The sequence below is a fragment of the Thermopolyspora sp. NPDC052614 genome (assembly GCF_040678635.1).
GTDB lineage: Bacteria > Actinomycetota > Actinomycetes > Streptosporangiales > Streptosporangiaceae > Thermopolyspora.
Genome location: NZ_JBFATZ010000033.1, coordinates 1 through 22,879, shown reverse-complemented (window position 1 = coordinate 22,879; position 22,879 = coordinate 1). Strand labels below are relative to the sequence as shown.

Here is a 22,879-nt window from a genome sequence, read left to right as displayed (position 1 = left end):
GGCCTGCCGCGTAACCGCGCGGGTCGTACCGTCCCTCGCGGGAACCGAGATGGACCGAGATCGCGGAAAAGGATCGAGGCGCCGTTCTCAACCTGGTACGGCACGCCGACGCCCTCGGCCTGCCGCGTAACCGCGCGGGTCGTACCGTCCCTCGCGGGAACCGAGAACGAGTCGATCCGTAGCGCCATGACAGCCGCGGAGCCCGGCGCTTCTCCGACGCCCCCCGGCGAGACGGACCAAAGGCACCGAAGAGGACCGAGATGCACTCGATGGCGAAAGGGCTCACCCGACCGGACATGTAGGCGTTCGGGACGCTCTCCTCAAGACGGACGACGAGCGGACGCAAGGCTCGGCGGACGAAACTGTCGGTGGGCAGAGGCAAGATGAACGCATGGTGCTCGACCATTTCAGCACGGTGACCAGGCAGTGGTTCGAGGGGGCCTTCGCCGAGCCGACGGCGGCTCAGGCGGGGGCGTGGGCCTCGATCGCCCGGGGGGACAACACGCTGGTGGTCGCGCCCACCGGTTCGGGGAAGACGCTCGCGGCCTTCCTGTGGTCGCTCGATCGGCTGGCCTCGGCCCCCGGCGTGGAGGACGCGTCGCGTCGGTGCCGGGTGGTGTACGTGTCGCCGCTGAAGGCGCTGGCGGTGGACGTGGAGCGCAACCTGCGGGCGCCGCTGGCGGGGTTGCGGCAGACCGCGCGGCGGTTGGGCCTGCAGGTGCCGGAGATCTCGGTGGCGGTGCGCTCGGGGGATACCCCAGCCGAGGATCGCCGGCGCTTCGCCGCCAAGCCCGCCGACATCCTGATCACCACGCCGGAGTCGCTGTTCCTCATCCTGACCAGCCAGGCCCGGCAGGCGCTGCGAGGCGTGGAGACCGTGATCGTGGACGAGGTCCACGCCGTCGCCGCCACCAAGCGGGGGGCGCACCTCGCCCTCACCCTGGAACGGCTGGACGCGTTGCTGGAGCGGCCCGCCCAGCGCATCGGGCTGTCGGCGACCGTGCGGCCGGTCGGCGAGGTGGCCGCGTTCCTCGGCGGTTCCCGCCCGGCGGTGGTGGTGCAGCCGCCGCACGAGAAGCGACTGGAGATCGAGGTGGTCGTTCCGGTGGAGGACATGGCGGAGCCCCCTCCGCCGCCGCCCGATCCGGGCGGTCCTCCGGATGAGTACGGCGCACCGCCGACCGAGCGCGGGCGCGGCATCTGGCCGCATGTGGAGGAGCATCTGCTCGACCTGATCGAGGCCCACCGCTCAACGATCGTGTTCGCCAACTCGCGTCGGCTGGCCGAGCGGTTGTGCACCCGTCTCAACGAGCTGTCCTATGACCGGCGCCTTGGCCCGACCGGCGAGGGCGAGGAAGCGGGCAGCAGACCGGGCCGGGAGCCGCAGGACGCGGGCGGCAGACCGGGCCGGGAGCCGGAGGGCGCGGGCGCGTCCGGGCGCGGGGCCGCTCCCGGGGCGCGGATGTCCCCGGCCGAGTACATGGCCCAAGCCGGGACCGGCCGAGGGCTCGCCTCGGGTCCGGGTGAGGGCGGCGAGGTCGTGCGGGCGCACCACGGGTCGGTGTCGAAGCAGGAGCGGGCGCACATCGAGGAGGCGCTGAAGTCCGGGCGGCTGCCGGCCGTGGTGGCGACCTCCAGCCTGGAGCTCGGCATCGACATGGGCGCGGTGGACCTGGTCGCCTGCGTGGAGGCCCCGCCGAGCGTGGCCAGCGGCCTGCAGCGCATCGGCCGCGCCGGGCACCAGGTCGGCGCGGTCTCCAAGGGCGTGATCTTCCCGAAGTACCGGGGCGACTTGATTCAGACGGCGGTGGTCGCCGAGCGCATGAGGAGCGGCGGGATCGAGGAGCTGCGCTACCCGCGCAACCCGCTCGACGTGCTGGCCCAGCAGATCGTGGCGATGACGGCCATGGACGAGTGGACCGTCGACGAGTTGGAGGCCGTGGTCAAGCGGGCCGCGCCGTACGCGACGCTGCCCCGGTCGGCGCTGGAGGCGACGCTCGACATGCTCGCCGGGCGGTACCCGAGCGAGGAGTTCGCCGAGCTGCGCCCCCGCATCGTGTGGGACCGGGTGACCGGCACGCTGCGCGGGCGGCCGGGCGCGCAGCGGCTCGCGGTGACCAGCGGCGGCACGATCCCCGACCGCGGCCTGTTCGGCGTGTTCCTGGCCGGCGGCGACCGTGCCGCCCGGGTGGGCGAGCTGGACGAGGAGATGGTGTACGAGTCGCGGGTCGGCGATGTGTTCGTGCTGGGCGCCACCTCCTGGCGCATCGAGGACATCGGCCCGGACCGGGTGCTGGTCTCCCCCGCTCCCGGCCAGCCGGGCAAGCTGCCGTTCTGGCACGGCGACACGCCCGGCCGCCCGGTCGAGCTTGGCCGGGCCATCGGCGCGTTCCTGCGCGAGCTGTCCGGCGCGAAGTCCGAGCAGGCGGCGCAGCGCGCCCGCGCGGCCGGGCTGGACGAGTTCGCCGTGTCCAACCTGCTGGCGTACCTGACCGAGCAGCGGGAGGCGACCGGCTACGTCCCCGACGACCGCACGCTGCTGATCGAGCGCTTCCACGACGAGCTGGGCGACTGGCGGGTGGTGGTGCACTCCCCGTACGGCGCGCGGGTGCACGCGCCATGGGCGCTGGCGATCGGGCGGCGGCTGCGCGAGCGCTACGGCGTGGACGTGCAGGCCGTGCACTCCGACGACGGCATCGTGCTGCGCGTGCCGGACACCCTCGACAACGCCCCGGCCGACGTGGCGGTCTTCGACGCCGACGAGATCGAGCAGATCGTCACCGAGGAGCTGGGCGGATCGGCGCTGTTCGCGGCCCGGTTCCGGGAGTGCGCCGGACGGGCGCTGCTGCTGCCGCGCCGCAACCCGGGCCGCCGCACCCCGCTGTGGCAGCAGCGGCAGCGGGCGGCGCACCTGCTGGGGGTGGCGAGCAAGTACGGGTCGTTCCCGGTGGTGCTGGAGACGATGCGCGAGTGCCTGCAGGACGTCTTCGACGTGCCGGGGCTGGTGGCGCTGATGCGCGACATCGCGGCGCGGCGGGTGCGCGTGGTGGAGGTGGAGACGTCGCAGGCGTCGCCGTTCGCCGCGTCGCTGCTGTTCCGCTACGTCGGCGCGTTCATGTACGAGGGCGACGCACCGCTGGCCGAGCGGCGGGCCCAGGCGCTCGCCCTCGACACCAGCCTGCTGGCCGAACTGCTCGGCCAGGCCGACCTTCGCGAGTTGCTCGACCCCGACGTGATCGCCGAGACCGAGCGGGAGTTGGCCCGGCTCGACCGGCCGTTGCGCGACGCCGAGGACCTCGCCGATTTGCTGCGCTCGCACGGGCCGCTGCTCGCCGAGGACGTCACCGTACGCGAGGGCGACCCGGCCTGGCTCGCCGATCTGGAGGCGGCCCGCCGGGCGATCCGGATCCGGATCGCCGGGATCGAGCAGTGGGCGGCGATCGAGGACGCGGCGCGGCTGCGCGACGCGCTCGGGGTGCCGCTGCCGGTCGGGGTGCCGCACGCGTTCCTGGAGCCCGTGCCCGACCCGCTCGGCGACCTGGTGGCGCGGCACGCCCGCACCCGCGGGCCGTTCCCGGCGGCCACCGCGAGCGACCGGTTCGGCCTCGGGGTCGCCGTCGTGGCCGACGCGCTGCGGCGGCTGGCCGCGACCGGCCGGGTGGCGGCGGGCGAGTTCCGCCCCGGCGGGCGCGGCGAAGAATGGTGTGACGCCGGCGTGCTGCGGCTGCTGCGGCGACGCTCGCTGGCGCGGCTGCGGCGGGAGGTCGAGCCGGTCGCGCCCGAGGTGCTGGCCGCGTTCTCCCCCGCCTGGCACGGCATCTCCGCCTCCGGACGGGGGCCGCGCGGCATGGACGCCCTGGTGGGGGCGATCGAGCAGTTGCAGGGGGCGGCGGTGCCCGCCTCGGCACTGGAGACGTTGGTGCTGCCCGCCCGGGTGCCCGGCTACGAGCCGGCGATGCTCGACGAACTCACCGCCTCCGGCGAGGTCATCTGGGCGGGGCAGGGGTCGCTGCCGGGCGGCGACGGCTGGGTGGCGCTGTACTTCGCCGACACCGCGCCACTGCTGCTCCCCGAGCCGACGGAAATCACGATGACGCCGCTGCACGACCAGGTCCTCGACGTGCTGTCCGGCGGCGGAGCGCTGTTCTTCCGCGACCTGTCCGGCCGGGTCGGCTCTCTCGACGACTCGGCCCTGGTCGCCACCCTGTGGGATCTGGTCTGGTCGGGCCGCGTGTCCGGCGACACGCTGGCCCCGCTGCGGGCGGCGCTCGGCACCGGCAGACCCGCCCACCGGTCCCCTGCCGGACGCAGGCGTCGGGCGGTGCTGCCCACCAGAAGCGGGCCTCCGACGGTCGCGGGACGCTGGTGGGCGCTCCCATCTCCCTCACCCGACGCCACGCAGCGAGCACACGCCCAGGCCGAGACGCTGCTGGAGCGCCACGGCGTCCTCACCAGGGGCGCGGTCACCGCCGAGCGCCTCCCCGGCGGCTTCGCCGCGGTCTACCAGGTGCTGCGTGCCTTCGAGGAAAGCGGCCGATGCCGCCGCGGCTACTTCGTCGAGGGCCTCGGCGGCGCCCAGTTCGCCCTGCCCGGCGCCGTCGACCGCATGCGAGCCATGGCTCCCGGCCCAGTCCCCGGTCCCGCCACACTCACCGATCCCACATTCCCAACGCCCTCAGCAACTCTCGATCACATCGCGCCCCCTACCCCCGACACGCCCACCGACCGCATCGCGCCTCCCGCCCAAACCTCACCTTTTGCCCCCATGGCCCCGTTCTCCGGGCACCGCCGAGATCCACACCCCAGGGCGGTCGTCCTGGCCGCCGCCGATCCCGCCAACCCGTACGGCGCGGCGCTCCCCTGGCCCGAACGCCCCGAGGACCAATCCCACAAACCCGGCAGAAAGGCGGGCGCGCTCGTGGTGCTGGTCGACGGCCGCCTGGTCCTCTACGTCGAGCGCGGCGGCAAGAGCCTGCTGTCATTCGGCGAAGATGACCTTCAGCCCGCGGTGGACGCCCTCGCCCTCGCCGTCCGCGACGGCGCCCTCGGCAAACTCACCGTCGAACGCGCCGACGGCACCCCCATCAACGACTCCCCCCTCGCCGCCGCACTAGAGGCCGCAGGCTTCCACCCCACCCCACGCGGCCTCCGCCTGCGCGCTTAGGGTCACCGGTCGTGTCGTGCACGCCTACTCAAGGCAGGTGCCGCAGCCGTGGGCGGACACGCCGAACAGGAGCTCGGAGAACGCGCGGGTGACCACAGCGGCCGGTGCTCTCAGTCCTTGACCACGAACTCGGCACCGGCGGCCAGCGCCACCTCGGGGCCGCACGCGGTCGCCGTAAGACCAGAGCCGCTCAGAACTTGGCCGGGCCGTACAGGGCGGCGGGGGCGCCGGTGGTCATGGCCCAGTAGCGGTCGCCGTATGACCAGTGCCACCACTCGGTGGGGTAGTTGACCAGGCCCGCGGCGCGAAGGGCGGCGGCGAGGATCTCGCGGTGGCGGCGGGCCTCCGGGGAGATGCCGGGCGCGGCGGTGTAGCAGGCGCCGCCGCTCTGCTCGGGGGTGGCGTTGACGGGGGTGCCCATGTCGAGTTCGGTGCCGTCGTCGGTGCACAGGGTGAGGTCGACGGCCGCGCCGGCCGTGTGGGGCGCCACCTCGATCGGGGAGACGTAGCGGCTTGCGGCGGTGTGCAGCTCGTCGGGCGACATGTCGGGAAAGGTGGAGCGAAGCTCGTCCTTGTACTCGTCGAAGTAGCGTCGCTGGAGCTCTGGCGGGCGAAAGCCTTCCACGATCAGGAGGCGGTATCCCGCCGGAAGAAGCACCTGCGCCTCGCTGAGCCGGGCGACGAGCCCTTCGCGTAGGTGTGCGTACGCGCCCTCACGGTCGGCCAGCCGGGTGTCAATCGCGAATCGGCCACGCAGGTCGACCAGGGGTTCTCCTATGTCCTCGACCGGGATCGAGGTCACCACGGGGTCGGAGATCAGGACGATGTCGGCCACGGGCAGCCATTCTCACACAGCGCCGCCGGCGCGCGGACGGCGACACCCGCTACCACTCGCCGAGCGCTCCTTCCCGGCCACTCACAGCCGTGTCGCCCGCCCCGCGCGAGCCGTTCCACCACGCCTCAAACGTCCACGGTGGTGGCGAAGATCTCCTCGCGGGCGTGGTCGAGGGCCACCAGGAGGGCACCGCGCAGGATGGGATTGCCGGTCACCTCGGTGACGGTGACGCGGGGGCGGCTGGGGCAGACGCGGGCGACGGCCTCCTGGACGCGGGTGGCGAGGGCGAGGCCGCCCGCGCGGCCGACGTCGCCGCCGAGGACGACCAGGCCCGGGTCGAGGACGACGGTGGTGGCGGCGACGCCGACGGCCAGGCGCATGGCGAGTTCGTCGAGGAAGCCCTCGACGGGGGTGGTGACGGCGGCGCGGACGACCTCGACGATCCAGTCGGCGGTGATCTCGGCGGGTACGGGGCCGCCGAGGCCGTAGGAGGCGGCGAGGCCGGCGACCGCGTGGCCGCCGACGAGACGTTGGAAGGAGCCGGACTGCGGCTCGGTGACGTCGGTGGGCAGCGGTTCGCCGGGTACGGGGAGCCAGCCGACCTCGCCGGCGCCGCCGGTGACGCCTCGGTGCAGTCGGCCGCCGAGCATGACGCCAAGACCTTGGCCGATGCCGGTCCAGAGCAGGACGAAGTCGTCGACGCCGCGGGCGGCGCCGTACGCGCGTTCGGCGACGGCGGCGAGGTTCACGTCGTTTTCGATCACCACGTGGCGGCCGAGGCCGGTGCGCAGGCGGGCCAGCGCGCCCAGGTGCCAGGCGGGCAGGTCGAAGGAGAAGCGCACCTCGCCGGTGCCGGGGTCCACCACGCCGCGGGTGCCGATGACGACCGCGCGCAGCCGGGAGAGGGCGACCCCGGCCAGTTCGCAGGCCCGATGCACCGCGTCGTGGACGACGGCGGCGGGGTCGCCGCCGAGCTCCAGGGTGATCTCGGCGACGGTCGCGCCGGTGATGTCGGCGATCCCGGCGGTGACGGTCTCGGGCAGCACGTCGAGCCCGGCCACGTACGCGCTGGACGGCACCACCGAGTACAGCGCGGCGTTGGGCCCCCGGCCGCCGGGGCGTTCGCCGGAGATCGTGACCAGGCCGCGCCGCTGCAGCCGGGACAGCAGCTGGCCGGAGGTCACCTTGGACAGCCCGGTGTGCTCGCCCAGCTCGGCGCGGGTGAGCGGGCCGAGGTCGAGGAGGAGCTCCAGGGCCGCGCGATCGTTGAGCTGGCGCAGCAGCCGGGGTGTGCCCGGGCGTCGGGACAAGTCGGCCCCCTGTCATCACGATCGGCCATCACGGATTTTATAAGAAAGTTTCTTTTTAGTTTAACGGCAACGGCCGTCCGTGGAAGGGCCGGGGTGTGTTCCCCGGTCAGGATCCGGCGAAAATCGCCTCCCGCGCGTGCTGCAGGGCGGCGAGGACCGCTCCACGCAGCACCGGCGCGTCCGTGATCGTACTGGTGACCATCTTCGGGCGGATCGGGCAGATGCGGGCGACCGCGTCCTCGACGCGCGTGGTGAGTGCCTCGCCTCCGGCCTGCCCCACCTCACCGGCGAGGACGACCAGCTCCGGGTCGAGCACGACGCACACCGAGGCCACGCCGAGCGCGAGCCGCGAGGCGATCTCGTCGAGCAGCCGCTCCCCCGCGATCCCGGCCGCCACCGCCGCGCCCACGCACTCGGCCGCGGTCGCGCCGGTGAAGCCGTGCTGCTGCGCCAGCTCGCACACCGCGTCCGAGCTCACCAGGGTCTGCAGGCCGCCGCCGAGCGAGGGCGGCCGGCCCGGCCGGGTCCGCACGTCGTCGGCGAGCGGCACGCCCGGCACCGGCAGATAGCCGATCTCCCCCGCGCTGCCGGACCGTCCGCGATGGATGCGCCCGCCGAACATCACGGCCATGCCGATGCCCCTGGCCACCCACAGCAGCACGAAGTCGTCGAGACCGACGGCCGCGCCCTCGGCGCGTTCGGCGAGCGCGGCCAGGTTCACGTCGTTCTCGATGATGACGTGGCTGTGCAGGTCGCGGGCGAGCGCGTCGTGCACGCCCTCGTGCCACCCGGGCAGGTCGAAGGAGAAGCGCACGTCGCCGCTGCGCGGATCGACCACGCCCGGCGTGCCGATGGTGACCGCGTCGAGCCTGCTCAGCGGCACCCTGGCGGCGCGGCACGCCCTGGCGAGCGCGGCGCGCACCATCACCACCGGATCGCCGCGCGGCCCCTCGCCCGCCGCGTCGCCGTCCGAGCCCTCGCCCGCGGCGCCGGCGAAGTCGCCCGGCTCGACCTGCACCCTGGCCCGCACGTCGCCCTTGATGTCGGCGATGGCGGCGGTGACCCGCTCCGGGCCCACGTCCAGCCCGGCCACGTACGCCGAGGACGACACCACCCCGTAGAGGGCGGCGTTGGGCCCGCGGTTGCCCGCCTGCTCGCCGACGACCTCCACCAGGCCGCGTTCCTCCAGCCGGGAGAGCGTCTGGGACGCGGTCACCTTGGACAGCCCGGTCGCCTCGCCGATCTGCCCACGGGTCAGCGGTCCCGAGGCGAGCAGCAACTCCAGCGCGGCCCGGTCGTTGATCTCCCGCAATAGCCTGGGCACGCCAGGACGTCGCTCCATACGCCCGCTTCCTTGTCGTCGTCCCCGATGATTTACCACAGTCCGCGTCGTACGCCCATGGGAGGGAGCGTCTAACCAGTCTTTAGCAGGCGGGATAATCAGCAACATGCGTCTTTCCGCCCGAGTGGACTACGCCCTGAGAGCGGCGGCCGAGCTCGCCGCCGCCGGCAGCGGCCCGACGACCGTCGGCGAGCTGGCCAAGGGGCAGGAGATGCCGCCCAAATACCTGGAGAACATCCTGCTGCAAATGCGGCGGGCGGGTCTCGTTCGGGGCCAGCGCGGCCCCGAGGGCGGCTACGTGCTGGCCAGGCCGGCCAGTCAGATCACCCTCGCCGACGTGATCCGCGCCGTGGACGGCCCGCTCGCCAACGTGCGCGGCGAGCGTCCCGAGCACGTCGGATACACCGGCGCGGCCCAGGCCCTGCAGCAGGTGTGGATCGCGCTGCGCGCCAGCGAGCGCGCCATCCTTGAGGAGGTCACGCTGGAGCACATCGCGGCCGGCGACCTGCCCAAACGGGTGCTGGAGCTGACGGCCGACCCCGCCGCCTGGGACTGACCGGTGCCGGAGGGCGACGCCGTCTACCGCACCGCGGCCAGGCTGCGCGCCGCCCTCGACGGCCGGACGCTGACCAGGTCGGACTTTCGCGTGCCCCGATACGCCACGACCGATTTGTCGGGCCGCGCCGTGCTCACCACGATCTCGTACGGCAAGCACCTGCTGACCAGGGTCGAAGGCGGCCTCACCGTGCACACCCACCTGCGCATGGACGGAAGCTGGCGGGTGCAGCCCGCCGGTCGCCGCCTCCCGCCCGGGGACGTCGTGCGCCTGGTGCTCGCCAACGCCGAGCATCAGGCGGTCGGCGTCAAGCTGGGCGTGGTCGACGTGCTCCCCACCGGCCGCGAGGATCAGGTGATCGGCCACCTCGGCCCCGACCTGCTCGGCCCGAACTGGGATCCGGCCGAGGCCGCCCGCCGCCTGCGCCGCCGCCCGGAGGCGACCATCGGCGAGGCGCTGCTGGACCAGCGCAATCTCGCGGGGATCGGGACGATCTGGCGGTCGGAGGCGCTGTTCCTCGCGGGGCTGTCGCCGTGGCGGCCGGTGGGCGAGATCATCGGCCCGCAGGAGCTGGAGCAGCTCGTCTCGCGTACGGCCTGGCTGATGGGCCTGGCCAAGGATCGCCGCGGCCCCGTCACCACCGGGGACCCGCGCCCCGGGCATGAGCTGTGGGTGTACGGACGGGACCGGCGGCCGTGCAGACGCTGCGGGAATCCGATCGTGCGTGCGGAGATGGGGTCACAACCCTACGAGCGGCTGATCTTTCACTGCCCGGTCTGCCAGCCACCACGCTGAGCCTGAACCGCCGGGCCTGTACCGCCGGGCTTGAATCGTGTCTGAATCACCGGACCTGAACCACCCGGCATGGGCCACCTGATCCGGCCATCGAGCCTGAAACGCCAGGGGACGGAAATCGCTGAGCCGAACCTCCGTACCGGACCATCGGGCTGAATCTTTCAGCCCTGGAACGCCGAGCCCCCCGGATTAGAGGACGGCCTGAAGAGAGTCTCCAAGCTCCCGGACAACCGCCCGGATGATGAGACGTCCGCCGCGCCGTCGCGGCGGCCGTAGGAAGGAAGGACGGTCAGGCGGCGACCATGTCCTTCACCTCGGGGAAGCCATCGAACTCCGGACCGGAGATCGCACCGGGCACGGCTTCGGCGATGGGCAGGCGCTCCCGCTCGGGCACGTCGGCCATGACGGGCGCATGCTGCAGCTCGGCCAGCGCGAACTGGTCGGACACCTCACGCAGCACCTGTGAGAGCGGCACGCCGAGGGCGCCGCAGATCGACGCGAGCAGTTCGGAGGATGCCTCCTTCTGCCCGCGTTCCACCTCCGACAGGTAACCGAGGGAGACACGTGCCAAGGTGGACACCTCACGCAGGGTGCGGCCCTGGCGCACCCGCAGCCGCCGCAGCACGTCACCGAGCAGCTGACGCAGCAGGACCATCTGTCGCTCCCTCCCCAGCGCGGGAGGCGCCTTCACGACGCCCCGCGCGGTCGGCTCCTGTCGACCGTTCTTAGCGCTCCTCTTGTACATACTCCCCAGCCGCATCATTGGTTCGTTCGGCCCCTTCGCCTGGGGCGTTACAGGCTGACTCCTCGCCGGTGGCTCACGGACCTCACTCACAGCTCCCACCGTACCTGTAACGACCGACGTCGCGGCAGACCAAGGTAGACATGTTCGCTGGGGACGTAACGTGGTAATCAGACAAAATTGTCCTCTGAACTCGACTCAAGCACGCCCAGCAGCAGGTCAATGGACTCCCGCACCGCCGCAGCGCGGATCTGTGCCCGGTCTCCGGCCAGCACCGGGTCGCGATGCCACAGCCGGTCATCCGGGCCGCTCAGCGCGATGTGGACCGTGCCCACGGGCTTGCCGTCCTGCGGATCCGGCCCCGCCACGCCCGTGACCGCCAGGCCGTAGTCGGACCTGGCCAGCGCACGCACGCCGGACGCCATCGCCGCCGCCACGCGCGGGTCCACCGCGCCTTCGCGACGCAGCAGATCCGCCGGTACGGCCAGCAGCAGATGCTTCAGTTCGGTGGCGTAGACGATCACGCCGCCCCGGAAGACGGCCGACGCCCCCGCCGGAGTGGTCAGCGCCGCGCCGATCATCCCGCCGGTGATCGACTCGGCGACCGCGACCGTCTGGCCGCGGGCCACCAGCAGGGCGAGGACCCGCGCGGCCTGCCCCGACCCCTCATCCAAGAACGCCTCCATCGCCACCGGCATTCCCGCGGGCGCCGGTATCGTCACCTGCCTCGCGCACCGCGGCGCCCGGCACGCTCCCGGCCTCCTCGCGGGCCCGCGCCCGCATGGCCACCTGGCGCAGCCGTACGGCCCGGATCACGTAGTCGGCGCCGGTCAGCGCCGTCACGGCCACCGCCGCTCCCATCACCCCCCAGCGCAGCACGTCGGGAACGCCGGGGAGCAGGTAGAGGGTGATCGCCACGACCTGGAGCACGGTCTTGACCTTGCCGCCCCAGCTCGCCGGGATCACCCCGTGCCGGATCACGGCGAACCGCAGCAGCGTGACCGCCGCCTCCCGTACGATGATCACGATCGTCACCCACCAGGGCAGCTCGCCCAGCACCGACAGGCCGACGAGCGCCGCCCCGATCAGTGCCTTGTCCGCGATCGGGTCGGCGATCTTGCCGAAGTCGGTGATGAGCCCGTAGCGCCGGGCCAGTTCCCCGTCGAGCCGGTCGGTGAGCGAGGCGAGCACGAAGACCGTGAGCGCCGCGTACCGCCACCCCTCCCCTTCGACGAACAGCAGCGCCGCGAAGAAGGGAACGAGCAACAGCCGGACCACGGTGACGGCGTTGGCGATGTTCCACAGGCTCACCCGGCGGCCCATGGGGGGCCGCAGCGGCTCGGCGCCCGCGCCCGGCTGCTCGGTCACGGCCCGGCCTTAATCCTGGCGATCAGGTCCACGCCCTCGGCGTCGACCGCGACGGCCCGGACCAACCGGCCCGGGGCCAGGCCGATGCCCTGGACGGTCACCGACCCGTCCACCTCGGGACCCTGGTGGTCGGCGCGGCCCTCGAAGCCGCCGTCGCCTAGATCCTCCTCGATCAGCACCCGCAACTCCTCACCGATGCGCTCCTCGGCCCGCTGTGCGGTCAGTTCCTCGGCCAGCTCGGACAGGGCCGCGACGCGTTCGTCGATGGCGTCCTGATCGAGCTTGTCGTCGAAGCCGGCCGCCTCGGTCCCCTCCTCGTCGGAGTAGCCGAACACGCCGATCACGTCGAGCCGCGCCTGCTGAAGGAACGTGACCAGCTCCGCGAACCGTTCCTCGGTCTCGCCGGGGAAGCCGACGATGAAATTGGATCGGATGCCCGCGTGCGGGGCGCGCTCGCGGATGGTCTCCAGGAGCCCGAGGAAGCGCTCGGGGTCGCCGAAGCGGCGCATGCGGCGCAGCACGGGGGCGCTGGCGTGCTGGAAGGAGATGTCGAAGTACGGCGCCACGCCGTCGGTGCCGGCGATCACGTCGATGAGGCCGGGGCGCAGCTCGGCCGGCTGCAGGTAGCTGACCCGCACCCGGTCGATCCCGTCGACCTCGGCCAGCCTCGGCAGCAGCTTCTCCAGCGAGCGCAGGTCGCCCAGGTCCTTGCCGTACGAGGTGGAGTTCTCGCTGACCAGGACGAGCTCCTTGACGCCCTGCTCGGCCAGCCAGCGCGCCTCGGCGAGCAGTTCCTCCGGCGGGCGTGAGACGTAGGCGCCGCGGAAGGCGGGGATGGCGCAGAACGTGCACCGGCGGTCGCAGCCGGAGGCGAGCTTGAGCGAGGCGACCGGGCCGTCGCCGAGCCGCTTGCGCATCAGGCGCGGGCCGCTCGCCGGGATGGGGACCTCGCCCTCGCGGACCGTGCCAACATTCGCGCCGATGCCCGTGGGAGGCGCGGCGGTGGAGATGTGGCCGGGGACGTGTCCCGCCTGCCGGCGCCGCTCGACCGGGGTGATCGGCAGCAGCAGGCGGCGGTCGCGCGGCACGTGCGGTTTGATCGGGCGGCCCTCGACCACGTCGTCCAGGCGCGCGCCGATGTCGGCATAGTCGTCGAAGGAGATGACGGCCGCCGCCTCGGGCAGGGCCTCGGCGAGTTGCTCGCCGTACCGCTCGGCCATGCAGCCGGCGGCGACGACCTTCGCGCCGGAGTCGGCCGCGGCGAGCAGGGTGTCGATGGAGTCCTTCTTCGCCGAGTCGATGAAGCCGCAGGTGTTGACCACGATGACGTCGGGGGCGTCGCCGTCCTCGGCCAGCCGCCATCCGGCGGCCTCCAGGCGGGCGGCGAGCTCTTCGGAGTCGACCTCGTTGCGGGCACAGCCCAGTGTGATCAGCGAGGCGGTTCGGGGCGGGGTTCGGCGAGAAGACATGGTGAACTCTACGGTAGCGGTCGTTCCCCACTCCCCAGCGCACCTCCCCGCCCCGGCGCGGCCTCCGCCGCCGCTAAGCGCCCCCTCTCGCCAGCCTTCTCACCACCCCACTCACCACCGCCGCCGGGCGGCATGATGTGCCTCAAACGGGGTGAGCGGGCGGCGATGGCCGGATGCGGTCAGCGCATGCCCGGGGTGTTCGGGCCGAACGTGCGGGTCACCTTCTCGCCCGATGGCCCGGCGGTCCCGAGGTCCTTGCCGTTGACCTCCAGCCGGACCGCGCCCCCGTCGCTGGCCGTGACGTCGATCCGGTCCTTGACCTGCCACTCCGAGCTGCTGCCCGCCGGGAAGGTGCCGCGGAACAGGCGCTTGCCCTTCCCGTCCCGTACGGTCAACCGGGTGGGCCGATCGGCCGTCACCCGCAGCACGACCGTATCGGCGGCGACGAGCGGGGTGGCGGACGAGGTGTGCCGCCGCGGCGACGCGGCGTTCGCGGGCGCGCCCGAGGGGCCCGGCGGTTTGGCGGCCGGGGTTCCCTGACGCAGCCCGGTGGAGTCCACGTCGCCGGAGCCGCTCATGAGGCGCACCACGCCGAACGCCACCACCATGACCAGCACGGCCGCCATCGCCGTCGTCCAGTTGAAGGTACGCCGTTCCCGCAGTTTGATCGGGATCTCGGCGAGGAAGACCTCGGCCGCGCGCACCGGGATCGGCACGCCGCCGTGCTGGTCGTCGTACTCGTGCACGAGGGGCTCCGGGTCGATCCCGATCGTCCGCGCGATGTTGCGGATGTGGCCGCGGGCGTAGAAGTCCCCTCCGGCGACGGAGAAGTCGTCGTGCTCGATCGCGCGGATCACCGGTTCCCTGATGCGGGTGATCCGGCTCAGCTCGGCCACCGTGAGGCCCGTGGCCTCGCGGGCTTTGGCCAGCCGCGCGCCGATGCCGACCGGGCGCTCGTCGTCCCGGGCCGCTCTCGCGGCGGTCTGGGCTCCTCTCGCCCCGCCGGGGGCGCTGCCCGGCCCGGCCTCACGGGCGCCTGCGACCGTTGTGGCGCCGCCTCGGGCGCCTGCGATCTCGGCCTCGCCCCCTCGTACGCCGAGCGCGGGGACGGCCCCGGCGCCCGCGACGCCGGTCGCGGCGACGGCGCTCCTCGCGATCCCCGCTCCTCCGGCCTCGTGTCCCCGGACGTCGTGCCCCTTGGCCTCGCGCCCGGTGACGTCGTGTCCGGAGACGTCGTGTCCGGAGACGTCATGTCCAGTGGTGTCGTGTCCGGTGACCTCGTGTCCCTTGAGGTCGGCGGTCTCGGCTCCCGTGACCTCGGGCCCCGTGACGCCGGCCGTGCCCCCGCCCCCTGTGGCGCTGCCTGTGACGCCCCCCTTGACGCTCTCGGTGACGCTTTCGGTGTTGCCGCTCATGGGCGCCTCCCGCTGTTCCCCCGCGCCCGGCGCACTGTTGATCACTGTCGTATCTCTCGTACCCGTCTCAACCAAATGTAGTCATTCACATTCAATGAGTGACCGAACATGGGGAGACGTTGGTCGCCTTGTGGCGGTGCCGTGAGTCGCCGCCGTGACTCTGGGCTACGCGCCGCCGCGCAGCTCGGCGAGCAGGCCGGGCAGGTCGTCGGGCTTGACCAGGACCTCGCGCGCCTTGGAGCCCTCGCTTGGGCCAACCACGTTGCGGCTCTCCAGCAGGTCCATGAGCCGCCCGGCCTTGGCGAAGCCGACGCGCAGCTTGCGCTGGAGCATCGAGGTGGACCCGAACTGGGTGGTGACGATCAGCTCGGCGGCCTGGATGAGCAGGTCGAGGTCATCGCCGATGTCCTCGTCGATCTCCTTCTTGGTCGTGGTCGAGGCGGCGACGTCCTCGCGGTACTCGGCCTGCATCTGGCTCTTGCAGTGCGCGACGATGTCCGCGATCTCCTTCTCGGAGATGAACGCGTTCTGCAGTCGCATGGGCTTGCTCGCGCCCATCGGCAGGAACAGCGCGTCGCCCTGCCCGACGAGCTTCTCGGCGCCGGGCTGGTCGAGGATGACGCGCGAGTCGGCGAGGCTGGAGGTGGCGAAGGCCAGCCGGGACGGCACGTTCGCCTTGATCAGGCCGGTGACCACGTCCACCGACGGGCGCTGGGTGGCGATCACCAGGTGGATGCCGGCGGCGCGGGCGAGCTGGGTGATGCGGACGATGGAGTCCTCGACGTCGCGCGGGGCGACCATCATGAGGTCGGCGAGCTCGTCCACGATCACCAGCAGGTACGGGTACGGCTGGTAGACGCGCTCGCTGCCGGGCGGGGGGACGAGCTTGCCCGCGCGCACCGCCTTGTTGAAGTCGTCGATGTGCCGGAAGCCGCTGGCGGCGAGGTCGTCGTAGCGGCGGTCCATCTCGCCGACGACCCATTCCAGCGCCTCGGCGGCCTTCTTCGGGTTGGTGATGATCGGGGTGATCAGGTGGGGGATGCCGTCGTAGGCGCTCAGCTCCACCCGCTTGGGGTCGACGAGCACCATGCGCACCTCGTCGGGGGTGGCGCGCATCAGGATCGAGCTGATCAGCCCGTTGATGCAGGTGGACTTGCCCGCGCCGGTGGCGCCGGCGATGAGGATGTGCGGCATCTTGGCGAGGTTCGCCACGATCGTGCGGCCTTCGACGTCCTTGCCCAGGCCGACGATCATCGGGTGGTGCTCGGCGTGCGCGACCGGCGAGCGCAGCACGTCGCCCAGGGACACCAGGTCCTTGTCGGTGTTCGGGATCTCCACCCCGATCGCCGACTTACCGGGAATCGGCGACAAAATCCGGACATCGGCTGACTTGACCGCGTACGCGATGTTCTTGGTGAGCGCAGTGACCTTCTCGACCTTGACCGCCGGGCCCAGCTCGATCTCGTACCGGGTGACCGTCGGCCCCCGGGTGAAGCCGATCACCTGCGCGTCGATGGCGAACTGCTCCAGCACGCTGGTGAGCGCGTTGACGACGACGTCGTTGGCCTTGGTGCGCGGCTTGGGCGCGCTGCCGGGCCGCAGCAGCTTCTGGTCGGGCAGGGTGTAGGAGCCGGCCTGCGGCGACAGCACGAGCTGCTCGACCTTGCGCGGCGCGGGCGTCGGCGGCGGGGGCTCGCTCCGGATCCTGGCGGCGGGCGGCTCGTCGTCGGCCAGCCCCGGGATGATCTCGGGCGAGTGCACGTCGTGCGCGGCCTCGTCCGCTTGGTCCGCCGCCTGGTCGGCCGCCTGGCGTGCCGCCGCCTCCCGCTCGGCGATGACCGGGCTGTCGTACGGCTTGTCGCCCTCGCCGATCTCGGGGCCGTCGTCGCTCTGGGGCCGCTTCGTACGGCGCGGCCTGGCCGATTTGCCCTCGCCGCGCCGCCCGCCGCCGGAGGGCCGTGCCGTACCGCGATCGAAGAGCATGTGGCGGATGTCGGCGAGCCGCTCGGGAATCCGATACACCGGCGTCGCCGTGATCACCAGGACGCCGAAGACCGACAACATCAGCAGCAGCGGGATCGTGATGAACGGCGGGAGGATGCTGTCCGGCGGCGCGGACACCACGAAGCCGAGCAGACCGCCCGCGCGGGCCACCGCGTCCATCCCGTCGTTCGGGCCGCCGGACGGGTAGGGCGTGTCGTTGGCGACATGCACGATGCCGAGCACGCCAAGCAGCAGGGCGCTCCACCCGATCACCATGCGGTTGGTGTCGTCGTTCTGGTCCGGATGCCGCAGCAGGCGCCAGGCCAGCAACGCGAGCAGCACCGGAATGGCCCAGGTCAGCGCGCCGAACACGCTCCTGAGCACCATGTTGACGATCTCGGAGAAGGTGCCGGTGGGGGTGCGCCAGGTGAGCGCGGCGAGCACGATCGCCCCGGCGAGCACCGTCAGCCCCAGCCCGTCGCGCCGGTGCGCCGGGTCGAGCTCCCGCGCCCCCTGCCCCACGGCCCGTACGGCCCCGCCGACGCCGTTGGCGATGAGCAGCCACAGCCCGATCACCAGCTTGCCGATCGCCGTGAACAGCCACCCGATCGGATCGGCGTGCGCGTTAACGGGCGCGGGCGCGGGCTTGCGAGCGGGCGCGCGACCGCCCGACCGGGCGCCACCGGATCTCCGGGCGGAGGTCGTACGCGCGGATGCGGACCCTCTCCCGGAGGCGGACCCTCGGGAGGACTTGGCACGGGCCGCCGATCCCTTCGGCTTCCCGTCAGACGCACGGGTGGCCATGATGCGAGGCTAGCGAAGCATCACCCGAGAGTGACGGAGGCGCGCTGGAAGCACCTCATCCCGGTCGCCTCGCACTGTGGCCTAAACTATTCCGAAACATAAGACTCCGTTCCAGCACATAGAACAACTCCATCACCCGCGGCCTGTCCCAGTTGCCCCGATCCTCATGCGGACGAAGGGCGAGGCCATCGAGCGGTCCAAACCCCGGGCACAACTCCGCGTCCGCACGCCGTACCCGGGCCTGCCGGACGAGGACGGGTGCGACGGTGAGCTGCGACGGTGATGGAAAGGGGACAGCGCGAGGAGTGAACATGGACGTCGTCGTGATCGGTGAGCCGCTGATGGAGTTCTCCGCGGCCCGCCCGCTCGGCGAGGCCGTCGACTTCCACCTGTCCTTCTCCGGCGACGCCCTCAACGCCTCCGTCGCCGCCGCCGCGACCGGCGCGCACGTCGCCCTCGTCACCCGCGTGGGCCGCGACGAGTTCGGCGAGCGCCTCATCGCCTTCGCCGCCTCCCACGGCGTGGACACTCGCTGGATGCTCCCCGGCGACGGCCCCACCGGCGCCTACGTCGTCGGCGCCGACCCCACCGGCGAACGCGCCTTCGCCTACCTGCGCTCCGGCAGCGCCGCCTCCCGCATGACCCCCGCCGACCTCGACGCCGTCCCCCTCGCCGCCACCCGCGTCCTGCTCCTCAGCGGCATCACCGCCGCCATCTCCGCCTCCTGCGACCACGTGGTACGGCACGCCGCCGAGATCACCCACGCCGCCGGCGGCAAGGTCGTCTACGACCCCAACTACCGCTCCCGCCTGACCACCCCCGAGGCCTCCCGCGCCACCCTCGCCGCCGTCGCCCCTCACACGACCCTGCTCACCCCCTCCTGCCCCGGCGACAGCCTCCCCCTCCTGAACGCCCACGACCCCCTCGCCGCCGCCCGCGCCTGCCACGACCTGGGAGCCCCCGCCGCCGCCGTCACCCGCGGCCCCGACGGCGTACTCCTCAGCATCGCCGGCGAGGCCCCCGCCGACATCCCCGCCTTCCCCGCCCCGGAAATCGTCGACCAGACCGGCGCGGGCGACGCCTTCGCCGGCGCCCTCGCCGCCCGCCTGTCCCACGGCTCCCCCCTCCCCGACGCCATCCGCGCGGGCATGGCCGCCGCCGCGATCTCCCTATCCGGCCAGGGCGGCACCGGCCGCGTCGCCGCCCCCGAAGAGATCGAGGACCTGCTGCGACGCGTCGGTATCGGACGGGCGGACGGCCACGCCGCCACCGCTCATCCTTCGTAAAGGCCGCCCCGCCACGTACGGTGAGGGCGGACCGACGCCTCCCGAGCGAGAAGCCCGGACGCGCGGGGACCCTTGGCCGGAGGAGAAGCAGGCGGAGCCACTGTGATCGGTCTCATAGCGGCGATTCCCGAACTTCCCTTACATGTGTCCCAACCAATAGGAACGCGCGATCGTAAACGGGCTCTACGGCTCCCCCGCACCATGTCCCGTCCGAGGACAAGCGTGGGCCCCTGACGCAAGGATGACGCATGGGAAAGACGGATCTCGTTGACGCCGCCGCCGAGGGCTGGCTGGCCACACTGGTGATGTTCGCCGCAACTCAACCGGGCGGATCTCATCGCAGGGGCGACCACGGCACCTGCGCGGTCGTCACCACCGCTCCGGCTCCGGCGATGAACGCCGTCTTCGCCGTCGGTCCGGAGGCCGACCCGGCGGAGATCGCGGAGTTCGCCGCCTCGTTCGCGTCCTCGCCGCTGCCCTGGTCCATCAAGGTACGCAGCGATCGGTTCGACGACCGGATAGCGGTCACGGCCGCCGAGCACGGCCTGGGGCAGCGAACCACACAGCCCTTCATGCTCAAAGACCTCACCGCGGCCGACGCGGAGCTTCCGGAGTCCGCCGCGCACGTGCGCAGCCTCTCCGGCGAGGAGAGCGCCCTGTACCAGAGCTCGCTGGCCGCCGGCTTCGAGGCCCCGGCGGAGTTCTTCGAGCGACTCGCCGCTCCCGCGATCATGAATCATCCCGCGATGCGGGCGTACCTCGTCGAAACGGAAGACGGCCCGGTGGCGACCGCCTTCGGCGTACTGGTCGGTGAGCTGGTCGGGGTGTACAACATCTCGGTCTCCCCGGAGCACCGGAGGCAGGGGTACGGCAGGCTGGCCACGGCCGCGGTCCTGCGCGACGCGCACGCCGCGGGGGCACATACGGCGTTCCTGGGCAGTTCCGAAATAGGCCTCCCCCTGTACGAGGAGATGGGCTTCCGCATCGCGGAGAACTGGACGATTTTCCACGCGTAACCATCGACTCGCCCGCGCCAATGACCTGGCGCGTAGCGGGTAGCTCGACGATCGCCGAGCACTCCCGTTGTGCCGACGGTACGGCGCGCAGTATCAGGTGGCCCGTCTGCGTGTTGTGATGGCTGCGGCAGGCGGGCTCTCGCCTGAAACGTAAGTCCCAGGGGCGAGCCACACCGTTGCCGTCCGGAAAATCTCCCGTTATGCCCCGATCGTTCCTCGACAGCACTACAAGCCCGGAATGTTCCCCGGCATGGGGGTCAGCCAATTATTCCTGGGCCGAAATAGCAGATCATCGGTCCGGCCGCCGCCCGACACCTGACTCTCCGCACCCGATGCATAACCGTATCTTTGGAGCCACCTCGACTGGAAATGCGTCGGGCAGACTGGTCCCTCAGACAACGCAATTTATCGGTCGAGGGGGCTTCATGGCCGACGACGAGATCACCGTGGCGATCGAGCAGTTACGAGCCCAGTTGCTCGCCGCGCAGGAGCAGGGGCGCGGCAAGGAACTGCGCTTCCAGATCACCGAAGTGGAGATGGAGTTCGCCGTAGAGGTCCGCAAAGAGGGCGGCGGAAACCTCGGCCTGCACCTGGGCCTGGTCAAGGTCGGAGCCGACGGCAAGCTGTCGCACGGCCAAACCCACCGGCTCAAGCTCAAGCTCAACGTCACCGACGCCGACGGCGGAAGCCCGGAAATCTCCGGCCGGAGATGAGCCGTGGCGAGGCACGCCCACCCGGGCCTGGTCGCAATCAAGGCGGATCCCTCCGCACAGGGCCTCAGCGAGTTCAGCTCGGGTCGCCTGCTGGGGCCGCGTCTGGTGCTCACCACCCGCCACGGGGTGGCCCACGCCGACGGAACCGCCCGTCCGCAGATCACGGTCAGTTGCGTGCTGGGGTCCCGCCGCGCCGTCCAGTACGGCGAGCCGATCCCCGCCACCATGATCTGGTGTGGCCATGGCCGCCTGGACGCCGCACTCCTGTACCTGGAGAAGGACGCCCCCATCCGATTTCGTCCCGCCACTGCGCTGGGGCGAGCCTGTCTGCCGCCGCCCTCTCACCGTCACGGCCTCCGGAATGCCGGAGGCGGCCTTCGAAAAGAAGGAAAACCTCTCCGACATCGAACACGTCACCGGCCAACTGGACCCAGCCACCTACACGGCCGGCGACCGCTACGCGATCAACCTCTCGTCCTGGCCAGAGGGCCCCGGCCAATGGCAGGGCATGTCCGGCAGCGCCGTACTGGCACACACGCTCCTCATCGGGGTGATCGCCTGGAACCAGGACGCCTACGCCAACCGACGGCTCACCGCCGTCCCACTCGCGACCCTGCTGACCGACCCCACCTTCCGCGCGGCCTTGACCACCCACCTCGGCGAACTCCCGCCACTGGAACCGGTCGAACTGGCACACCTGTTCAAGCCCACCCGCCGCCACCAGATCACCGCCCTGGGCGACCTGCTACGCGCCGACGCCGCGGTGGTGGACTTCGTGGGCCGCACAGACGAACTCAAGAAGCTGGCCACCTGGCGCGACAAGCTTCCAACCGGGCCATCCGACGTCTCCGTCATGCTGGTCACGGGTGCCGGAGGGCAGGGCAAGACACGCCTGGCTCACCACTTCCTCGCCCTCAGCCGCCAGGAGGACTGGGCGGCCGGGGAACTCCACCCCACGCCCCTCACCGATGACGACCTGACCCGCCTGACCTCCTGTGACCGCCCACTCCTCCTGCTGATCGACTACGTGGCGGGCCGTACCGGACAGCTACTGCCCCTGATCGAGCACATCGTCCGGCACCGCACGCCCGATCCGATCCGGATTCTCCTGGTGGCACGCGCGGGCGGCTCTTGGTGGCATGACACCCTCCGACTCCTGAACGACCTGCAAGTCGCCGCCGACACCCTGCCCCTCGAAGCGCTGACGATCGAACCGCACGCCATCTTCACTCACTCCCTGCCCGCGTTCGCCGCCCGCCTGCCGTCTCTCACCGGCCATCCCCACGAAGATCTCACCCACCTGGCCGCGTCGATCAACCCCCCCGCAGGACTGGCGCGACGGGCTGATACTCACCGCCCAACTACGGGCGCTGGTGGCCCTTCTCCAGGCATGCGATCCCCTCCCAGAAGGGCAGGCTCCCGAGGACACCCTGCTAGCCCACGAACGCAAGCACCGCGACGAACTCGCCACCGCCCGGGGTCTGGGCCATCCTCATACCCGCGAACGCGCCGTCACCACCGCGGTGCTTTTCGGCGCACGCGGATCCGACGAAGTCGAAGCCCGCACGGCGGCCTGCCGTCTCATAGCCACCGCCTTGGATCACAACGCGCCCGTCGCCATCGAGACCCAGCGGGCCGTGGCCTCATGGATCGCCGATCTCTATCCTCCCGCCACCCCAGGCTCCAGCGACCCCGACGAGCCCGTGGAGTTCTGGGGACCGATGCAGCCCGACCGCATGGCGGAGTTCTTCCTCGCTCGATCGCTCGACAACGAGCCCGACCTTCCCAAGGTGACCGGACACCTGACCGACAGACTGGGTGCGAGCAATGCGCTTCTGGTCTTGTCACGCGCCGTGTCACACAACCCCGCCGCAGCCAGGCACATTCAAACGTTGGTCCTCGCCCACCCCGAACTCTTCGCCCCGGCAGCCCTGTGGGTACAGACCTACGCGGAAAACCCCGCCCCGCTCATGGAGGCACTGGTACGTGTCAACGGACGCGCGATAGTGACCCCGCGCGGTTCCGGGAAAATTAACCCCCCGGCATTGGTCAGTCGCGGCTGGCCCGGTTCTCCTTGGCCA

General features: G+C 72.0%; 17 protein-coding genes. 7 read left to right on the top strand and 10 right to left on the bottom strand.

The genetic code is table 11. From position 1 onward, the window contains the following. Nucleotides 1-391: 391 nt before the first annotated feature. Nucleotides 392-5,164, top strand: a complete 4,773-nt coding sequence (locus tag AB0K60_RS36735) for a DEAD/DEAH box helicase (RefSeq protein ID WP_364066179.1) — start codon at nucleotides 392-394, stop codon at nucleotides 5,162-5,164. Nucleotides 5,165-5,354: 190 nt separating this feature from the next. Here AB0K60_RS36735 and AB0K60_RS36730 read toward each other — a convergent pair whose 3' ends face one another. The 3 genes from AB0K60_RS36730 to AB0K60_RS36720 form a co-directional block, all read right to left on the bottom strand. Next, the gene (locus AB0K60_RS36730; RefSeq protein WP_364066176.1) at nucleotides 5,355-5,999 is read right to left on the bottom strand and encodes a M15 family metallopeptidase; all 645 of its coding nucleotides are present in this window, start codon (nucleotides 5,997-5,999) and stop codon (nucleotides 5,355-5,357) included. A 125-nt stretch (nucleotides 6,000-6,124) separates the two neighbouring features. Further along, a complete protein-coding gene (locus AB0K60_RS36725; RefSeq protein WP_364066173.1) occupies nucleotides 6,125-7,309 on the bottom strand; it encodes an ROK family transcriptional regulator in 1,185 nt (394 codons plus the stop codon). 106 nt (nucleotides 7,310-7,415) lie between these two features. Further along, nucleotides 7,416-8,651, bottom strand: a complete 1,236-nt coding sequence (locus AB0K60_RS36720; protein WP_364066170.1) for an ROK family transcriptional regulator — start codon at nucleotides 8,649-8,651, stop codon at nucleotides 7,416-7,418. 106 nt (nucleotides 8,652-8,757) lie between these two features. Here AB0K60_RS36720 and AB0K60_RS36715 point away from each other — a divergent pair, with 106 nt between their 5' ends. Next, the gene (locus tag AB0K60_RS36715; RefSeq protein WP_364066167.1) at nucleotides 8,758-9,207 is read left to right on the top strand and encodes an Rrf2 family transcriptional regulator; all 450 of its coding nucleotides are present in this window, start codon (nucleotides 8,758-8,760) and stop codon (nucleotides 9,205-9,207) included. 3 nt (nucleotides 9,208-9,210) lie between these two features. Beyond that, nucleotides 9,211-10,002, top strand: a complete 792-nt coding sequence (locus tag AB0K60_RS36710; RefSeq protein WP_364066165.1) for a DNA-formamidopyrimidine glycosylase family protein — start codon at nucleotides 9,211-9,213, stop codon at nucleotides 10,000-10,002. Nucleotides 10,003-10,291: 289 nt separating this feature from the next. Here AB0K60_RS36710 and AB0K60_RS36705 read toward each other — a convergent pair whose 3' ends face one another. From AB0K60_RS36705 to AB0K60_RS36680, 6 genes are all read right to left on the bottom strand, one after another. Continuing rightward, nucleotides 10,292-10,657 (bottom strand): helix-turn-helix transcriptional regulator, encoded by a 366-nt coding sequence (locus AB0K60_RS36705; protein ID WP_364066163.1) that lies wholly within the window; start codon nucleotides 10,655-10,657, stop codon nucleotides 10,292-10,294. A gap of 257 nt (nucleotides 10,658-10,914) precedes the next feature. Further along, nucleotides 10,915-11,418: a CinA family protein gene (locus AB0K60_RS36700; RefSeq protein ID WP_364066161.1), complete on the bottom strand. Its 504-nt coding sequence runs from the start codon at nucleotides 11,416-11,418 to the stop codon at nucleotides 10,915-10,917. Further along, a complete protein-coding gene (pgsA, locus tag AB0K60_RS36695) occupies nucleotides 11,411-12,067 on the bottom strand; it encodes a CDP-diacylglycerol--glycerol-3-phosphate 3-phosphatidyltransferase (protein WP_364066223.1) in 657 nt (218 codons plus the stop codon). The genes AB0K60_RS36700 and pgsA overlap by 8 nt, the downstream gene beginning before the upstream one ends. 41 nt (nucleotides 12,068-12,108) lie before the next feature. Beyond that, on the bottom strand, nucleotides 12,109-13,581 hold the full coding sequence (rimO, locus tag AB0K60_RS36690; protein WP_364066159.1) for a 30S ribosomal protein S12 methylthiotransferase RimO: 1,473 nt from the start codon (nucleotides 13,579-13,581) through the stop codon (nucleotides 12,109-12,111). A gap of 179 nt (nucleotides 13,582-13,760) precedes the next feature. Further along, entirely contained in the window at nucleotides 13,761-14,996 is a 1,236-nt protein-coding gene (locus tag AB0K60_RS36685; protein ID WP_364066156.1) for a RodZ domain-containing protein, read from the bottom strand. Nucleotides 14,997-15,161: 165 nt separating this feature from the next. Continuing rightward, nucleotides 15,162-17,783 carry a DNA translocase FtsK gene (locus AB0K60_RS36680; RefSeq protein WP_364066154.1) on the bottom strand — a complete coding sequence of 874 codons (2,622 nt, stop codon included), beginning with the start codon at nucleotides 17,781-17,783 and terminating at the stop codon, nucleotides 15,162-15,164. Between the two features lie 311 nt (nucleotides 17,784-18,094). On the opposite strand from AB0K60_RS36680, the gene AB0K60_RS36675 reads away from it, so the two are divergent. The 3 genes from AB0K60_RS36675 (at nucleotide 18,095) to AB0K60_RS36665 (ending at nucleotide 20,798) form a co-directional block, all read left to right on the top strand. Next, a complete protein-coding gene (locus AB0K60_RS36675) occupies nucleotides 18,095-19,069 on the top strand; it encodes a sugar kinase (RefSeq protein WP_364066152.1) in 975 nt (324 codons plus the stop codon). Between the two features lie 248 nt (nucleotides 19,070-19,317). Next, on the top strand, nucleotides 19,318-20,085 hold the full coding sequence (locus AB0K60_RS36670) for a GNAT family N-acetyltransferase (RefSeq protein ID WP_364066150.1): 768 nt from the start codon (nucleotides 19,318-19,320) through the stop codon (nucleotides 20,083-20,085). Nucleotides 20,086-20,510: 425 nt separating this feature from the next. After that, on the top strand, nucleotides 20,511-20,798 hold the full coding sequence (locus tag AB0K60_RS36665; protein WP_364066147.1) for a trypco2 family protein: 288 nt from the start codon (nucleotides 20,511-20,513) through the stop codon (nucleotides 20,796-20,798). 1,048 nt (nucleotides 20,799-21,846) lie between these two features. Here the strand turns inward: AB0K60_RS36665 and AB0K60_RS36660 are convergent. After that, on the bottom strand, nucleotides 21,847-22,098 hold the full coding sequence (locus AB0K60_RS36660) for a hypothetical protein (RefSeq protein WP_364066145.1): 252 nt from the start codon (nucleotides 22,096-22,098) through the stop codon (nucleotides 21,847-21,849). Nucleotides 22,099-22,171: 73 nt separating this feature from the next. Here AB0K60_RS36660 and AB0K60_RS36655 point away from each other — a divergent pair. Continuing rightward, on the top strand, nucleotides 22,172-22,879 hold a 708-nt coding region (locus AB0K60_RS36655; protein WP_364066142.1), incomplete at its 3' end, for a hypothetical protein.

What these genes read in the sequence shown, in the direction of transcription:
- AB0K60_RS36735 (WP_364066179.1), top strand. Translation starts at nt 392, where the DNA reads ATGGTGCTCGACCATTTCAGCACGGTGACCAGGCAGTGGTTCGAGGGG.
- AB0K60_RS36720 (WP_364066170.1), bottom strand. Translation starts at nt 8,651, where the DNA reads ATGGAGCGACGTCCTGGCGTGCCCAGGCTATTGCGGGAGATCAACGAC.
- AB0K60_RS36715 (WP_364066167.1), top strand. Translation starts at nt 8,758, where the DNA reads ATGCGTCTTTCCGCCCGAGTGGACTACGCCCTGAGAGCGGCGGCCGAG.
- AB0K60_RS36705 (WP_364066163.1), bottom strand. Translation starts at nt 10,657, where the DNA reads ATGGTCCTGCTGCGTCAGCTGCTCGGTGACGTGCTGCGGCGGCTGCGG.
- pgsA (WP_364066223.1), bottom strand. Translation starts at nt 12,067, where the DNA reads ATGGGCCGCCGGGTGAGCCTGTGGAACATCGCCAACGCCGTCACCGTG.
- rimO (WP_364066159.1), bottom strand. Translation starts at nt 13,581, where the DNA reads ATGTCTTCTCGCCGAACCCCGCCCCGAACCGCCTCGCTGATCACACTG.
- AB0K60_RS36685 (WP_364066156.1), bottom strand. Translation starts at nt 14,996, where the DNA reads ATGAGCGGCAACACCGAAAGCGTCACCGAGAGCGTCAAGGGGGGCGTC.
- AB0K60_RS36680 (WP_364066154.1), bottom strand. Translation starts at nt 17,783, where the DNA reads ATGGCCACCCGTGCGTCTGACGGGAAGCCGAAGGGATCGGCGGCCCGT.
- AB0K60_RS36675 (WP_364066152.1), top strand. Translation starts at nt 18,095, where the DNA reads ATGGACGTCGTCGTGATCGGTGAGCCGCTGATGGAGTTCTCCGCGGCC.
- AB0K60_RS36670 (WP_364066150.1), top strand. Translation starts at nt 19,318, where the DNA reads ATGGGAAAGACGGATCTCGTTGACGCCGCCGCCGAGGGCTGGCTGGCC.
- AB0K60_RS36665 (WP_364066147.1), top strand. Translation starts at nt 20,511, where the DNA reads ATGGCCGACGACGAGATCACCGTGGCGATCGAGCAGTTACGAGCCCAG.